Source organism: Nitrosomonas sp. Nm84 (assembly GCF_003201565.1).
Classification (GTDB): domain Bacteria; phylum Pseudomonadota; class Gammaproteobacteria; order Burkholderiales; family Nitrosomonadaceae; genus Nitrosomonas.
The window spans coordinates 51,366-65,853 of the sequence record NZ_QJJP01000018.1 but is presented as its reverse complement, the minus strand read 5'-3'; the positions used below and the strand labels follow the sequence as shown (position 1 = coordinate 65,853).

Here is a 14,488-nt window from a genome sequence, read left to right as displayed (position 1 = left end):
CTCCGACTAAATGTCGGATATTTAACAATCCTGGGTGGAAACTTTTCAACGCCGATTTACCCAAAATCCCGGTAAGTTTTGCACGCCGATTGACACGGCATGGTGCTCAGGAGATTTCAATGAAGAAAGACCATATCAAGATTATTCGAAAATCCGACATGAAATTATTAGGCGAGTTTATTTTATACCGACGAGCAGGTGGAGACTTACCTGGACCCTGGGTGCCTTCATCGCATCGATGTCCGAGTTCTGAGATTCATGAAATTGTATTAATGAACAAAATTTTTGTTAAATTTATTGAAGAGGTTGAAAAATGAGCAATATTAACGATTACTTCGCTCAATCAGAATTGGCACAGGCGGCTTATGGTACGTTTCCTAGTAATGTCATGACGGCCACGGAATTAACCAATGATGTCGTTGGTATGTCATCGAACCAAGCCAACGAGTTCATTTCTAAATGGCAAGTCGTTGCCCAATCCCCTTATTCCATCACCGGTTTTTCAGCCACGGTCTTCGAGTCCAGAGAGGATGGCGCCAAATACCTGGCGATACGCGGCACGGAGTTATCCGCCAATGACGTGGTTTCCAGCACGCTATTAGCACTTGGTTGGCCATCCAACTTCAATCCGCAATTCCTTGCGTTGAAGTCACAGATTGAAAATGTCTGGATGCAAGACCCCGCTGTACTTCAAAATCAGAACTTTGTTGTCACCGGTCACAGCCTGGGTGGCCACCTTGCTGCGGCGATCAAATCCAGTTTTCCGCAAGCAACGCAAGGCTATCTTTTCAATGCGCCCGGTGTGGGTGGTATTTTGGGCAATGTAGCTGATTCCCTGGCCAGTGTGCTGGGATTGGGGAATATTTCGACCGACAACCTCTGGAATGTGCGCAGCTCAGAAGGCATTTCATTTGTTGCAGGTTTAGGCTATCAACTCGGAACCGCCACCAGTATACAAACCGAAGCAACGAATAGTCATGGCATCAGCACACTGGTCGATGCATTGGCGGTGCAGGCGGTTTATGCGAAATTGGTGCCATCGATATCGGAAACTCAATTGAACTCCATACTTGATGCTCTCGGCTCACTCAATGATTCTACGAGTGCGCCCATCAACAAAACCCTGGAATCCGCGCTGGATGCGTTGCGCTTCATTGCATTAGGGCCATCGGACGCTAAAACTGACACCAGAGCGAAAATGAAAAATGAATGGAGACTTGCCGCATGAAAACTTTCTTTCTCTTTCTACTGATACTGCCACTGATTACTGCCTGTGCAAGCGGGCCGAGCAAGGGACAACTGGATGCTGAAGTGGATCGGTTGTGCGCCATCGATGGGGGTGTCAGAGTGTATGAAACAGTACCTTTGCCACCGGATAAGTTTGATAAGAAATATGGGCAAATCAATTTTTATCGACCCACACAAGGTGAAAATGCGTTGGGACCGGAATATATCTACCAATGGGATATTCACTATTACAAAAAAGGACATCCTGTTTCTCAGGGTGCTCAGGAAACCGCTATGCGACGAGACCATGTCAAGATTATCCGAAAATCGGATATGAAATTGATGGGAGAAGTGGTGAAGTATCACAGAGCAGGTGGTGACTTGCCGGGACCATGGATGCCTTCATCGTATCACTGTCCTGGTGTTCTAGAGGCAAATGAAGGAGTTCTAATGAATCATATTTTTATTAAATCTGTAGAGGAAAAGGAAAATGAGCAGAATAAATGATTACTTAACTCAAGCTGAACTAGCGCAAGCTGCTTATGGTACTTTTTCTGAGGGTGCGATTCTGCCCTCTCTTTTGACTGGCGACGACGTTGAAATGTCCACTTCCCAAGCAGCCGCATTCGTTGAAAACTGGCAAGTTGCTGCCCAATACGGCAATGGCACCGGTCTTTCAGCCACGGTCTTCGAGTCCAGAGAGGATGGCGCCAAATACCTGGCGATACGCGGCACGGAGCTATCCGCCAATGACGTGGTTTCCAGCACGCTATTAGCACTTGGTTGGCCATCCAACTTCAATCCGCAATTCCTTGCGTTGAAGTCACAGATTGAAAATGTCTGGATGCAAGACCCCGCTGTGCTTCAAAATCAGAACTTTGTTGTCACCGGTCACAGCCTGGGTGGCTATCTGGCGGCGGCGATCAAATCCAGTTTTCCGCAAGCAACGCAAGGCTATCTTTTCAATGCGCCCGGTGTGGGTGGAACCCTTAGTAGCACCTGGGGGGAGCAAAATACCTCAATATTTTATTCCTAGAGATGTAACACGCGCGCAATCCATCAAGGATTTTTATGCAATGCATCCAAATTGTTGTGAAGTGACTGACCAAGTCAGATTTGATTTTCTCCAATCTGAATTTATAGCAAGACCAGGTCAAAAAGTACCCTTAATGATGCGGCTTACGGGTATGGTGTCGAGTTATGTTCTCGCCCGCTACAAACTCCATTATCTGGATGAGAATGGCGAAGAAAAATTGTGGAAGAACGAGATTATTCCTACACAGCAATTACAAACTGCGGCACAACACGCAGCCCTATTGCCGGTTTTTAACGAATAACTAAGAGGAAATACAATGAGTTTATTAACTGCGAATAAATCACTCCTCCGACAAAGCAAATGCTTTCGTGATTTTTATATCAGATGCCGTTTGAAGCGCTTCGATAGGTCCTAGAATGGTACAAATCTTTTGAAATTGATTGCGAATAATGGCCGGTGATTGTTGTAAGTAAGGAGCAAGAATTTTTGTATTGGTGGTTTCCAGAATAAGGCATGCTTCCAGTAGACGGTGCAGGGAAGGGGTTAACATTTTCTTGTCATCCATTGCCTCAATGAGACGTGCTGCATGCATTTTTGCACGTCTGAGCTGGCCGGATTCATAAAATAGAGAGTTGTTTTTTTGCTTGCTTAAGTGATTGCTGACATTAGAGCTGGCTAGAGTTTCAGATTGTCTCATTTGAATTCACTCCTTACGTAAGGTGATAATTCCAGGATAGCAAGACTATATGACAAGAATATAACAAAAGCGCATCGACTTGCTTTCAATCAATAATGTAACCCAAAAAAAATGAAACGACAATGTGGCAAATTGCCGCTTCATTTTGCGATACTTACACCAACTTAAACGCCGGAACTGAAGCATGTGTTCCGGTTTTGTTTAATGCAGCTTGAATGGCATCATCTGCGGTTTCCAACAAAATAAACTGCATGGCCGTGCGCGTTGCTTCGGGTACGTCACGCAGATCCTTTTGGTTGCGCGCAGGTAGCAAAACTGTTTGCAGGCCGGCGCGCTGTGCCGCCAATATCTTTTCTTTGATGCCGCCTACCGGCAGTACCAATCCGCGCAGACTAATTTCGCCGGTCATTGCAACATCGTGGCGCACCGGTCGATTGCTAAACAATGAGGCAAGCGCGATGAACATCGCGACACCTGCGCTCGGCCCGTCTTTGGGAATGGCACCTGCCGGCACATGTAGGTGCACATCAATGCCATCAAACAACGATATCGGAATATTGAGATCGCTGGCGCGTGCCTTGATCAAGGTAAGCGCTGCTTGCGCGCTTTCTTTCATGACATCGCCCAGTTGTCCGGTCAGAATCAGCCGCCCGGAACCGTTGACCCGTGTGGCTTCAATAAACAGAATGTCGCCACCCACCGGTGTCCAGGCCAGACCCGTAGCGACCCCGGGTAAATCCGTATGCAGCGCCAGCTCATGCTCGAATTTTTTCGCACCCAAAATGGCGTCCAGTGCCGTTTCATCAATGTGTACTTGCTGCTGTTCGCCTTCCGCAATGCGCAAGGCTGCATGTCGCATCACCCGGCCGATTTCCCGCTCGAGCTGACGAACACCGGCTTCCCGGGTGTAATCCGCAATAATACTACCCAGTGTTGTGGGTGTCAGTGTGCACTGGTCCTCGCGCAAGCCGTTCGCTTCGCTCTGGCGCTGTACCAAATACCGCAGCGCAATTTGCAGTTTTTCCTCTTGCGTATAGCCGGGCAAATCAATAATTTCCATGCGATCGCGTACTGGTGGCGGCACATTGTCGATGACATTCGCGGTGGCAATGAAAATCACCCGGCTTAAGTCAAACGGTACGCCCAGATAATTATCGCGAAAAGTCGAATTCTGCTCCGGATCGAGAATTTCCAGCAGCGCAGCAGACGGATCGCCCTGTATGCTGGCAGTCATTTTATCGATTTCATCGAGCATCATGACGCAGTTGCGCGCACCGGCCTTGCGTAAACTTTGCACGATATTGCCCGGCATGGCGCCGACATAGGTGCGGCGATGGCCGCGCATTTCAGCTTCATCATGTACGCCGCCTAATGACACACGCACGAACGGCCGCTGCAAGGCGCGCGCGATGCTTTGGCCCAATGAGGTCTTGCCTACGCCCGGCGGGCCGACAAAACACAAAATAGGCGCGCGGCCCTGGGGCTTCAGTTTTTGCACAGCGAGAAACTCGATAATGCGCTGTTTGATGCGTTCCAGCCCAAAATGATCGGCTTCCAGGATTTGGCGCGCAGCATTCAGGTCGATCGGTGCTTCTTCAGGCAAGCGCCATGGCAATTCGGTCATCCATTCCAGATAAGTATGTAGCATCGAATACTCACTGGATGCGCTCGACATGCGCTGCAACCGATGTAATTCCTTACGCGCTTGCGCTTCGATGTCGCTGGGCATGCCGGCATCGGTAATCGCTTGGTCCAATTGCGCAATTTCCTGATCATCTTCACCGTCTTCACCCAATTCTTTTTGGATCGCTTTTAGCTGTTCACGTAATAAATACTTACGTTCGCGATCTTCCATCTGTTCTTTGGTGCGCTCACCGATTTCCTGCGATAGCCTTAGCACTTCAATGCGGCGAGTCAGAATCTGTAGCACCTTCTGCAACCGCTCTTCGATATTGATCGTCTCGAGCAGCATTTGTTTTTCGCTGATTTCGGTATCGAGCAAGCTGGCAGTGATGTCGGCCAAGTGTGATGGTGTGCGCGTCGCTTGCAATGCGTGTGCGAGTTCTGCCGGTACGCCCGGCAATAGCGACAGGATTTCGATCGCGCGTTCGCGTAATTGCAATGTGAGTGCTTCTGTTTGCGTTGCGATATGCGTCGATTCCTGGATGCGTTTTATTCGCGCGGCAATGAATGGATAGCCTTCGATAATCTCTTCAATTTGAAAACGTTCCATCCCTTGGCATACGGCATGATGCGTGCCATCTTCCGATGCAACGTGGCGCACGACATTGGCGATCGTACCGATGCTGCACAATGTGTCAAATCCCGGATTATCGATGGTGGAATCTTTCTGTAAAACGATGCCGATGGGTGCTTGGGATCGCAGTGCGTGTTCAATGGCAGCGATTGATTTGACTCGACCAACCGTGATGGGCATTAGTACATGGGGAAACAGCACAACGTTACGCATGGGTACCAATGCGACGACATCAGCAGGCAACTCGAATTTGGTGGTGGTAGACAGTTCCATAGCAACTCTTCCTCCAGGAATTTAAAGGCTGGTTTTAATATTCTTATGGAATATTTGAGTGCTTCGCTAGAAATTCAAGTAAAACCCTTCGCTATTATTCAATACAACTGCGCAATAAACCTCGGAAATGTCTAAATAACTCATTTTTGTCATTCCGAATATGGTTTGGGAATATTTGCAAACCAACCGCATAGATTTTCGCTATGCTCGAAATGACAGTTATTCAGAGACTTCTTGGGAACCTCATCTCACTGAAGTTTCCAGGTTGAGTATAATTTTCCGCTTGCCTGAAATCCCTCGCTATTATGGGCGATGCCGTACTTCTTTTTTTTGCTCGTACCTGACCAATTTGGCAAGATCAAGTAATTCTTCGGATACTATTTGCAATGCATCATCCAAAGTCAGTATGCCGACCAGTTCACCGGTTTCATTCACAACTGGTAAGCGCCGACTGGTCTTGCGGCGCATCAACTCAATCGCATCATGCGTTGAGGCGCTTTCTTTTACTGTGAATACTTCCGGCGTCATGATGTCCCCGACGGTGATGACGGTTTCATCCAATTCCGTCGCCAAAACCTCCACCACAAGGTCGCGGTCAGTCACAATGCCTACCGGTATTTGGCGATCACTATGTTTGTCGACAACGATGACAGCGCCCACATGATACTGACGCATCAATCGAGCTGCTTCCACAATGGTCGCATCCCGCTGAATCACGATTACTTCACGATTGCAAATTTCACCGACGGTCATAGTCTTCTCCTTTATTTTTGTACAAAAATAGCTGAATTCATAATTCATGGTCTCGTATGACCAATTTGCACATAACAGATTTTCCAGTCAGATGATAATGAAATGAAAATTCTTAACTCCTATCGAATCTTGCGCGCTTTAACAATTTTGTCAAGCACGCTTGGCGAATTCTTATGCCTTATGCTGCGCCGCTTTGGAATAAATTTTTAGTTATACGAGAAATTGCTGCCACGATCTGGCTTTTGAAATGCTCAAGATAGATCTGTGGTATTTTATTAATCAGAAGCTTATTTGTGTGCGTACGGAAATTGCTGACAAATTATCGTTCCGTTCTGGCGTGCCAGAACCGGTATGGCCCATCATGGCTTCCGACAGATAATAGTTCAGCATAAAACGGATACCCTGATAAGGGTACCAGTTAACACCGAATGTGATGACCTGAACCTGGCATTTTGAAGTACCCGTTCCACAGGGATTGGCAATGAGACTTTGATCGATATTTTCGGCAAGATCATAGCGCCCGACAAGTTCCAACGCTCCCCATTTGCCACTCGGCTGAGGTTTGCCGAAAGCGCCGCGATCCTTTCTATAAATCGCATGTTCTCCCGTCACAAACCAGCTTGCCTGTGCATAATAAGCATGAATGATGGAATTTCTTAAGTTGCCATTGACTTGGTGTGTGTTATCCAACCGCGATAGTGCATATTCCCCTTGCAATGTGAGCGGTCCGATAGCGTAAGCGGCCTCTGCAGAGAAAGTCGACTGACTATTGCTATGCGGTGCGCCGAAGCCTGCTCCTGCGACTCCCAAGGATTGCGTGACGCCCAGCCGTCCACCATAGACATCGACGATCCTGGCGGGCAGTGAATCTTTATTGGAAGTATCTCTGCTGATAGAAAATCCAAGATGCAGCCTGTTACCATCTTTATCTAAAGGCAACCAAACAGCGCGCCCGCCATATGTGATGCCTTCAAGCGGCAAGCCGAAGTGCGACAGGCTCATCACATGAATGCCCATGCCAAGATTGTCTCTGAGCATGGATCGATAACCGATGCCGGTTAAGAATTGCCGTCCGCTGTAGATTCCGGTCGATGAAGTCGATGGGCGTTCCATCAGGGTAATTTCATTGGAACTGGTTATTTCTTCCAGGCCGCGATAGGGCTTGAATTGCCCGAGTGTCAGCTGACCGGGCCCTAGCTGGGTGGATACCCAGGCTTCGCGCAGGCTGTGAGGGAATGGGCTGGCCGCATTCACAGCAAAGTCGTTCTCAAACTTAAAATTGATGCTATGAAATCTTCCGGTTATTGTGGCGTAGGTTCTGCGCCAATTGGATCCATCGCGATCATTGCCTTTGATAAGTTGACTACCGAATGCCGGATAATCGGGATTGGCATGATCCGAGTACAATACGTGGCCATCGAAATGTCCGCGGCCGTTGAGTCCTATCTCAAAATTACCATCATCACTCTTGATTCTGGGGCCACCTTTATAGGTGATATTGAAGGCGTGGCATGACGCAATGCTTAGGTTGATCAGCATCACGGCACCACAAAGTTTTATCATGCTTTCCATGTTTTATTTGTTCGCTGACACGTGCTATCACCTGACGAATAAAACGTGTCAAATTATATAGCTGCTTGAGACGAGTGCATGGCGCTGGCGCTACTGCAGTGGATTGACCGCGACACAGCGTTCACCGACCCAACGGCCAACAGTTTCAGCCGTAGCAAAGATCGGATTACCGCTGACGGTACTATCGAATTCAGTGCTTCCCGAGAAATTCTCAGGATTGGTAAATGTACCGTGTGCGGATCCGGTACCCTGGAAATGCTGGTTTGAACATACCAAATCCATTTTGTAGCTGTTGCCGGTACGCGTGGCATTTTGCACGGTACAGCCGGAGCGATTTTCATAAAAATAAGTAGGGATTTCCTGCTGCGCCATTTCCGGCGTGATGCATAAATGTGAAGTGGCTGCGCCATTGTCGATTTTTGGCAATTTGAGGCCATAGCGATTGGCGAAGTTATTCAATTGCTGCATTTGCTCAGCGGGAATATGCGGCACTAACGCCAGCAAATCTGATTTGGTCGTGATTTCCCATAACCCGGGGCGGATGTGCTGATGTGCCAAGCTGGGAGTGATTAGCACCAGGCTGAATATAATTGAAATAAAAAGTGTACGCATTGAGTTTTCTGCCATTGAACAATGAAGTAATCCGCATTAACGGGCGATTGAAAAAATTATCTACGGTGCCACTATGGTGTTAAAAACAGACTCAGAATGCTCACTGATTACGCATAAGCTGCGTTTTCCCGCCTGTTTTTACCGAGTATCGGCTACCTCGAAAATGTTTTTCAACGGCCTATTAGAGCGATTGGATGTGCACAAGTTTAGCGGATATATGAGAGATCTTCTGCTATTTATTGTCTGTTACATGATTAAAACCACCACCAATTTTTCCACAATAACTATAGGAGAAGAATCATGTAATATAACTTCCAGGAATGGAATGCTTGATATCTTTGTGTACAGATGAGTTATTCTATCCTTGCAATACTAAGTTTGAATTTTATGAGCACATATCGGAAGCTGGAATAAATTGAAGGCGGTAGTACAGGGTATATCAATTTACTTGTGGAGGGTTTTAGCATGAAAAAAACTACTTTATTGGCAACCGCAATTGCTGGGTTAAGTTTTTCGGGAGTTGCTATGGCCGAGGTTTTCTCATTTATCGAAATGCCATTGACAGCGAGTCAAGAGGCGGTTACTTTGCCTGTCCCTACACCTGCTCCGAATTCGAACGGATATGGCAGGATAACAGCATTCTATGACAACAGTACCAAGGTGTTAACTTACAATATTAACTGGAAACTGGTGGATGGCGCCGTACCTCGAACGCACGCGGCAGGAAATAATCATATCCACGGACCTGCAGAAGTGGGTACTTCGGCAGCTATCGTTATTTCGCTTCCTGATTTGCCCCTGATAAACTCAGGCAATGTATCAGGTTCGATAACACTCACCGCTGATCAAGTGACTGCAATTGAAGCTGACTTGATCGCGGGCCGGATGTATTACAACATACACAGCACCCTCTTTGGCGCAGGTGAGATCAGGGCACAGTTGATTTCAAACGGAGCGAGCGCAACAGGCCCTGTTTTCCAGAATTCCGAACTCACACTCTCGAATGTTCTCGTACCTGGGGAGGCAGGAGCACAAGTTTATGATGCCGTGCTCAATTACACTAATGGCACCTTTGTTCTGACGACAGCAACACCAGTACGTTGAATGTTGTGTATTTTGTACCCATTTTCAACAACCTGTTAATACCCCACCGCCTGCAGTGGGGTATTTTTGAATAAGATTTGAAGGCGACGGTCCACCATATGGACTGCGCTGGCACCTGTTTTTAACTAAACGTGTGGCGTTGACAAGTATTGCTGTTTCATAGCTTAGTAATATCGATTTTTTTCATTTGCAGCATGGCCTGCATCGTTTTCTGGGATTTCTCGGAATCAGGATTGCTCAGTAATTCGCCCAGCACCTCAGGGACAATTTGCCAAGAAACACCGAATTTATCTTTCAACCAGCCGCATTGCTGCGCTTGCTCGTCACCGCCTTCGGAAAGTCTGTTCCAATAATAATCCACCTCGTCTTGTGTTTTGCAGAATACCTGAAACGATATGGCTTCGTTGAATTTAAACGTCGGCCCACCATTGAGCGCGGTAAATGTTTGCCCATTGAGCTCAAATTCCACTGTCATGACGGAACCTTCCGGCTGACCGTGAAACTCAAAACCTGCTGTTCCATACCGAGAAATCTTTTTGATGCTGGCATTGTTAAAAATTTTCGTGTAAAAATTGGCCGCTTCCTCGGCTTGGTGATCGAACCATAAACAAGGGGTGATCTTTTGCATGACGTTATACCTCACCAAAAATATTCAAGCCGCACCCATTTGCTGGAATGCGGCCAACTGAGTATCCTAACTTATTGTTTTCTCGTATAAGTGGTTTCCAGCATTTTCATTTCCTTGCTGCCATGATGAGTACCATACATCACAAACTCCTGGGTATTATTATCCACAACCTTCCACATAGCGCGATGCGCCATCTGTCCTCCGCCCACTTCCGCATGCTGCCCGGTGAAGGTGATGGTCTTGCCGTCTTCGCTGGCTGTGCCATCCATCTGAAAAATGCCCGTACCCATCGTAGCGATCCATGTCGACACATATCGCTTGAGAAGATTGTCATATCCAATAGTCCAAATCCCTGTGTAAGGTTTTCCGTGCATACTGCCACTGTTTTCTTGTTGCAAGAAACGTCCGTCTAACAATACCTTCCCATCAGAAGATCCAGTGGACTCTACAGGTGGTTTTTGTGGATCCATCCATTCTTTGGTTTTGGTCGTCCAGCTACCCGCGAGGCCGGTCAATAGTTTGTGAGGCTCTCCAGGCGTGGCCAATTTTTCGTAAACTGCCATCATTTCCTGCATATCCATCGGTTTATGTGCATGTTTGTCATCTGCAACGGCAGCGGAGGTGAATAGTAATGCACAAGAAAAAACGGGTATAAACTGCATATAACGCATGATTCTCTCCTTATCAAAGACTGTTCTTAAATAATCTTGTAACGCAATTGAATAAATTATTTAATGACTTACAATTACCTTAAAACCACCGTATGCCATTCGCTTGCAATCAAAAAGCATTGCATCGGGATTTGCCATACATGCCAGACGCGGATCGGCCATGACTGCTTTATTGACCTGATCACGGTGTTCTTTCGATTCAAATACGATCCATGCAAACACAACGGTCTCGTTTTGTTTGGTGCCTGCCGCTGTTTTGAATGAGATCAATTCCTGCTGATCGAGATCGTCGCCCACGCATTCGATATATTCCAGCGCGCCGTGCTCTTTCCAAACCGAACCGGCCAAATCGGCCATCTTCTTATATTCTTCCAGGCTATCTTGCGGCAATGGAAGAACATACCCATCTACATATTTTCCCATAACATACTCCTCTGTTCGTTATTGTTTTCTTGCTCACAAACGTTGGTAGTTACCGTTCAACCACATCCTTTTTCTGCTGCTTGTTGAGTTTCCTCGGTACTAACATCGCGGACATGCGTTGCAATCGACCATTGATGTCCGAACGGATCTTCGATTCTGCCGTAACGGTCGCCCCAGAACATATTCTCGATAGGCATGGTGGCTTTGGCGCCGGCTTTGACAGCCTGCGCAAAAACTGCATCCACATTTTCAACTTGCAAATGAATTGTTACGGGTGAGCCTTTTAGTGCGAGCGGCCCGACGCAACCCCATTGCGGATTCTCATCGACCAGCATGACCAGCGAATCGCCGATTTGTACACAGGCATGCATCAGTTTGCCGCCAGGACCTGCAAGCCGCATCATTTCAGTTGCGTTGAAGGCTTGTTTATAAAACTCAATTGCTTTGGCGGCGTCGGCACAAATTAGATGCGGGGTGACGGTATGCATACCTTCGGGAATCGGTTTCACTTGAGACATTCATTTCTCCTTTATTTTGCGGTTTAACATCAATAGGCGGTGTCGCTCAGGCGTATTTGCCGGCATCCAATTCACGAAATCGCTCAACAGCATCGCCCGGCTCAAAATCATCCAGCTCGAACAATTGCCGCACTTCGATTTCTGCATCGCAGCCTTCACCAATAGGGTTGGGGAAGCGTTTGCTCCATTCGATCGCTTCAGTCTTCGATGCCACCTGAATCAACGTGTAGCCGGCGATCAGCTCCTTGGTTTCGGTGAACGGGCCATCGATCAAAGTGCGCTTACCGCCGCTGTAGCGGATACGCCAACCCTTTGAACTGGCCTGCAAACCATTTGCGTCCAGTAATGCGCCTGCGGCAGCCAGTTCTTCATGGAATTGCGCCATCGCCGCAATGAGTGGTTCGCTGGGCATGACGCCTGCTTCCGAATCATTATTGGCTTTTACGATGATCATATAACGCATATCGCTATTTCCTTAGTCTTTGAGGATTGAAAATAAACCCAATCTTATTATCAATATCTTGTATGACAATAAGATTTCACGTATTAGTCGAACGAGAAACGGACAAATCGACAATCAGAGAAAAATTTTTTAATTGTCTTGCTGAGCCGTTTCCCGAATCGGTCGTATCGGTCTGACTTCGATGCTGCCGACCTGCGCCGGTGGAATTTGGGCAGCCAGTTGGATGGCTTCGTCCAGATGTTGGGCTTCAATGAGATAAAAGCCCGCCAATTGTTCTTTGGTTTCGGCAAACGGCCCATCGGTAATGTTGACTTTACCATTACGCACTCTGACTGTCGTAGCGGTATGTATCGGCTGCAGCGCTTCAGAAGCCAGACAATGTCCGGATTGGCGGATTCTTTCGTCATAGGTGAGACAATCGCTATCCGGCAGAGCGTCCAGCATGCTTTCTTCACAATAAACCAAACATAGGTATTTCATCGATGACTCCGATTGATAAGATAATTTTTGGAGCGCGGGTAATATCAACCCAGGCCCAGCACATCCAGGGTTTGCGGATCATTGGCAACCGGCCGGATTTCCACGCAGCCGCGTGATGCGCCGGGTATTTTTGCTGCGATCTGGATGGCTTCATTCAGGTCGCGTGCTTCAATGACATAATAGCCGCCAAACTGCTCTTTGGTTTCCGCAAACGGGCCGTCCGTGCTGGAAATTTTGCCTTTGCGCACCCGGATCGTAATCGCAGCCGATGGTGGCAACAACCGGTTACAGTCGACAAAATGCCCGCTTGCACGAATGCTGTCGGTAAACGCCCGGTATTCTTCATATTGCTGGTCTGCTTCGGTTTTAGGCATTTGCTCCATCACTTTTTCGGCGCAAATCAAGCAAAGATATTTCATGGCGCGTTCCTTGAATTGAATGAGTAGTCTGATTAGTCGATTGGGATTGCCTGAAATCGACACCGGATTTATTTATTTCTTAATTCAGCCAGTCTTTTTTGCAGAAAACGCCGTTCGGGTTCTTGTTGTGCGAGCTTTAATGCTTGCTGATAAGCCTTGATGGCCGGTGCGGTTTTACCCAGCCTGCGATAACAATCCGCCTGTGCGGCATAGATCAAATGATAATCCTTGAGTTGACCTTGCGCGATGAGTGCTGCGATCTGCGCTAATCCGGCATCAGGTCCATCGCGCATCGCTATGGCGACGGCACGGTTCAGTTCGACCACCGGCGACGGATAAATGTGCAGCAAGACATCATACAAAGCGACGATTTCTCGCCAATCCGTGGCATCGGCGCTGGATGCTTCGGCGTGGACGGCCGCGATCGCCGCTTGCAGCGTGTAGGCACCGAAGCCGGACATGCTCAGCGCTTGTTTCACCAGAGTCACACCTTCATCGATTTGATCACGATGCCACAGCGCGCGATTTTGTTCGTCGAGCAGGATCAAATCGCCTTGCGTGCTGGTGCGTGCCGCACGCCGCGAATCTTGCAGCAGCATGAGTGCCAGCAATCCGCGGATTTCCGCTCCTGTCGGCAGCAATTCCATTAACAGCCGGCAAAGACGGATCGCTTCGGCGGAGAGATCGTGCCGCGTTAACTCCGTGCCGGACGAGGCTGAATACCCTTCATTGAAAACCAGATAAATGACTTGCAAAACGGCATCTAAGCGTTCGGCAAGTTGCTCGGGTTGTGGGACTTCATAGGGTATGCGGGCTTCACGGATTTTTGCTTTGGCTCGCACAATACGCTGCGCTGCCGCTTTGGGCGCTATCAGGAACGCGCGTGCGATTTCTTCGGTAGTCAGGCCGCAAATTTCACGTAAGGTCAAGGCAATTTGCGCTTTCGGCGACAAACTCGGGTGGCAGCATGTAAAAATCAACCGCAATTGATCGTCTGGCATGTTTTCATCACTTGCTTCATCCGGGTTTGCGATCAAAGCTTCGTAATCTTCCGGAATTTCGCCAAGCGCATCAAAGCGGGCATCACGCCGGATTTTATCGATAGCCTTGAAACGCCCGACCGACACTAACCATGCGCGGGGATTGCCGGGTATGCCTTGTTGCGGCCACTGCTCCAACGCAGCCTTGAATGCGTCATGCAAGGCTTCCTCAGCCTGATCGAAATCGCCCAGCAAACGTATGAGTGTTGCCAGCACACGCCTGAATTCATTGCGATACAGCTGCTCCAGGATTGCGGCAAAGTCTTGCCGAGATTTGTCGTCCAACTTGATTACCTGTCCGTGTGATCATGAAAC

General features: G+C 48.1%; 19 protein-coding genes. 6 read left to right on the top strand and 13 right to left on the bottom strand.

Annotation, left to right across the window (positions count from 1 at the left end; translation table 11 throughout):
* From C8R34_RS16685 to C8R34_RS10310, 5 genes are all read left to right on the top strand, one after another.
* The coding region (locus tag C8R34_RS16685) for a hypothetical protein (RefSeq protein ID WP_207896465.1) at positions 1-317 on the top strand (317 nt) is incomplete at its 5' end.
* Complete coding sequence (locus C8R34_RS10325; RefSeq protein ID WP_110340408.1) at positions 314-1,228, top strand: hypothetical protein; 915 nt, start codon at positions 314-316, stop codon at positions 1,226-1,228. The genes C8R34_RS16685 and C8R34_RS10325, both read left to right, overlap by 4 nt.
* A complete protein-coding gene (locus C8R34_RS10320; protein WP_110340406.1) occupies positions 1,225-1,734 on the top strand; it encodes a hypothetical protein in 510 nt (169 codons plus the stop codon). The genes C8R34_RS10325 and C8R34_RS10320 overlap by 4 nt, the downstream gene beginning before the upstream one ends.
* Positions 1,718-2,263: a hypothetical protein gene (locus C8R34_RS10315; protein ID WP_110340404.1), complete on the top strand. Its 546-nt coding sequence runs from the start codon at positions 1,718-1,720 to the stop codon at positions 2,261-2,263. The genes C8R34_RS10320 and C8R34_RS10315 overlap by 17 nt, the downstream gene beginning before the upstream one ends.
* Positions 2,264-2,303: 40 nt before the next feature.
* Positions 2,304-2,564, top strand: a complete 261-nt coding sequence (locus C8R34_RS10310) for a hypothetical protein (protein ID WP_110340402.1) — start codon at positions 2,304-2,306, stop codon at positions 2,562-2,564.
* 39 nt (positions 2,565-2,603) lie between these two features.
* Here the strand turns inward: C8R34_RS10310 and C8R34_RS10305 are convergent, their stop codons facing one another.
* From C8R34_RS10305 to C8R34_RS10285, 5 genes are all read right to left on the bottom strand, one after another.
* Positions 2,604-2,960 carry a hypothetical protein gene (locus C8R34_RS10305; RefSeq protein ID WP_258364458.1) on the bottom strand — a complete coding sequence of 119 codons (357 nt, stop codon included), beginning with the start codon at positions 2,958-2,960 and terminating at the stop codon, positions 2,604-2,606.
* 154 nt (positions 2,961-3,114) lie between these two features.
* Positions 3,115-5,490 carry an endopeptidase La gene (lon, locus tag C8R34_RS10300; RefSeq protein WP_110340400.1) on the bottom strand — a complete coding sequence of 792 codons (2,376 nt, stop codon included), beginning with the start codon at positions 5,488-5,490 and terminating at the stop codon, positions 3,115-3,117.
* Between the two features lie 303 nt (positions 5,491-5,793).
* Positions 5,794-6,243 (bottom strand): CBS domain-containing protein, encoded by a 450-nt coding sequence (locus C8R34_RS10295; RefSeq protein ID WP_110340398.1) that lies wholly within the window; start codon positions 6,241-6,243, stop codon positions 5,794-5,796.
* Positions 6,244-6,522: 279 nt separating this feature from the next.
* A complete protein-coding gene (locus C8R34_RS10290; protein WP_258364457.1) occupies positions 6,523-7,806 on the bottom strand; it encodes an OprO/OprP family phosphate-selective porin in 1,284 nt (427 codons plus the stop codon).
* 99 nt (positions 7,807-7,905) lie between these two features.
* The gene (locus tag C8R34_RS10285; RefSeq protein WP_110340396.1) at positions 7,906-8,427 is read right to left on the bottom strand and encodes a DUF3617 domain-containing protein; all 522 of its coding nucleotides are present in this window, start codon (positions 8,425-8,427) and stop codon (positions 7,906-7,908) included.
* A gap of 465 nt (positions 8,428-8,892) precedes the next feature.
* On the opposite strand from C8R34_RS10285, the gene C8R34_RS10280 reads away from it, so the two are divergent.
* Positions 8,893-9,531 (top strand): CHRD domain-containing protein, encoded by a 639-nt coding sequence (locus C8R34_RS10280; RefSeq protein WP_110340394.1) that lies wholly within the window; start codon positions 8,893-8,895, stop codon positions 9,529-9,531.
* Between the two features lie 157 nt (positions 9,532-9,688).
* On the opposite strand, the gene C8R34_RS10275 is transcribed toward C8R34_RS10280, so the two are convergent.
* From C8R34_RS10275 to C8R34_RS10240, 8 genes are all read right to left on the bottom strand, one after another.
* On the bottom strand, positions 9,689-10,159 hold the full coding sequence (locus C8R34_RS10275; protein ID WP_110340392.1) for a VOC family protein: 471 nt from the start codon (positions 10,157-10,159) through the stop codon (positions 9,689-9,691).
* A 71-nt stretch (positions 10,160-10,230) separates the two neighbouring features.
* A complete protein-coding gene (locus C8R34_RS10270) occupies positions 10,231-10,830 on the bottom strand; it encodes a DUF1579 domain-containing protein (RefSeq protein ID WP_110340390.1) in 600 nt (199 codons plus the stop codon).
* Positions 10,831-10,890: 60 nt separating this feature from the next.
* On the bottom strand, positions 10,891-11,253 hold the full coding sequence (locus C8R34_RS10265; protein ID WP_110340388.1) for a DUF1428 domain-containing protein: 363 nt from the start codon (positions 11,251-11,253) through the stop codon (positions 10,891-10,893).
* Positions 11,254-11,309: 56 nt separating this feature from the next.
* The gene (locus C8R34_RS10260) at positions 11,310-11,771 is read right to left on the bottom strand and encodes a VOC family protein (protein ID WP_110340386.1); all 462 of its coding nucleotides are present in this window, start codon (positions 11,769-11,771) and stop codon (positions 11,310-11,312) included.
* A gap of 46 nt (positions 11,772-11,817) precedes the next feature.
* The gene (locus C8R34_RS10255; RefSeq protein WP_110340384.1) at positions 11,818-12,234 is read right to left on the bottom strand and encodes a YciI family protein; all 417 of its coding nucleotides are present in this window, start codon (positions 12,232-12,234) and stop codon (positions 11,818-11,820) included.
* A gap of 129 nt (positions 12,235-12,363) precedes the next feature.
* A complete protein-coding gene (locus tag C8R34_RS10250) occupies positions 12,364-12,714 on the bottom strand; it encodes a YciI family protein (RefSeq protein ID WP_110340382.1) in 351 nt (116 codons plus the stop codon).
* A gap of 44 nt (positions 12,715-12,758) precedes the next feature.
* The gene (locus C8R34_RS10245; protein WP_110340380.1) at positions 12,759-13,133 is read right to left on the bottom strand and encodes a YciI family protein; all 375 of its coding nucleotides are present in this window, start codon (positions 13,131-13,133) and stop codon (positions 12,759-12,761) included.
* 68 nt (positions 13,134-13,201) lie between these two features.
* On the bottom strand, positions 13,202-14,458 hold the full coding sequence (locus C8R34_RS10240; RefSeq protein WP_110340378.1) for an RNA polymerase sigma factor: 1,257 nt from the start codon (positions 14,456-14,458) through the stop codon (positions 13,202-13,204).
* Positions 14,459-14,488: the final 30 nt, after the last annotated feature.

Coding starts and splice junctions, on each gene's coding strand:
- C8R34_RS10325 (WP_110340408.1), top strand. CDS start 314: ATGAGCAATATTAACGATTACTTCGCTCAATCAGAATTGGCACAGGCG.
- C8R34_RS10320 (WP_110340406.1), top strand. CDS start 1,225: ATGAAAACTTTCTTTCTCTTTCTACTGATACTGCCACTGATTACTGCC.
- C8R34_RS10315 (WP_110340404.1), top strand. CDS start 1,718: ATGAGCAGAATAAATGATTACTTAACTCAAGCTGAACTAGCGCAAGCT.
- C8R34_RS10310 (WP_110340402.1), top strand. CDS start 2,304: ATGCATCCAAATTGTTGTGAAGTGACTGACCAAGTCAGATTTGATTTT.
- C8R34_RS10305 (WP_258364458.1), bottom strand. CDS start 2,960: ATGAGACAATCTGAAACTCTAGCCAGCTCTAATGTCAGCAATCACTTA.
- lon (WP_110340400.1), bottom strand. CDS start 5,490: ATGGAACTGTCTACCACCACCAAATTCGAGTTGCCTGCTGATGTCGTC.
- C8R34_RS10295 (WP_110340398.1), bottom strand. CDS start 6,243: ATGACCGTCGGTGAAATTTGCAATCGTGAAGTAATCGTGATTCAGCGG.
- C8R34_RS10290 (WP_258364457.1), bottom strand. CDS start 7,806: ATGATAAAACTTTGTGGTGCCGTGATGCTGATCAACCTAAGCATTGCG.
- C8R34_RS10285 (WP_110340396.1), bottom strand. CDS start 8,427: ATGCGTACACTTTTTATTTCAATTATATTCAGCCTGGTGCTAATCACT.
- C8R34_RS10280 (WP_110340394.1), top strand. CDS start 8,893: ATGAAAAAAACTACTTTATTGGCAACCGCAATTGCTGGGTTAAGTTTT.
- C8R34_RS10275 (WP_110340392.1), bottom strand. CDS start 10,159: ATGCAAAAGATCACCCCTTGTTTATGGTTCGATCACCAAGCCGAGGAA.
- C8R34_RS10270 (WP_110340390.1), bottom strand. CDS start 10,830: ATGCGTTATATGCAGTTTATACCCGTTTTTTCTTGTGCATTACTATTC.
- C8R34_RS10265 (WP_110340388.1), bottom strand. CDS start 11,253: ATGGGAAAATATGTAGATGGGTATGTTCTTCCATTGCCGCAAGATAGC.
- C8R34_RS10260 (WP_110340386.1), bottom strand. CDS start 11,771: ATGTCTCAAGTGAAACCGATTCCCGAAGGTATGCATACCGTCACCCCG.
- C8R34_RS10255 (WP_110340384.1), bottom strand. CDS start 12,234: ATGCGTTATATGATCATCGTAAAAGCCAATAATGATTCGGAAGCAGGC.
- C8R34_RS10250 (WP_110340382.1), bottom strand. CDS start 12,714: ATGAAATACCTATGTTTGGTTTATTGTGAAGAAAGCATGCTGGACGCT.
- C8R34_RS10245 (WP_110340380.1), bottom strand. CDS start 13,133: ATGAAATATCTTTGCTTGATTTGCGCCGAAAAAGTGATGGAGCAAATG.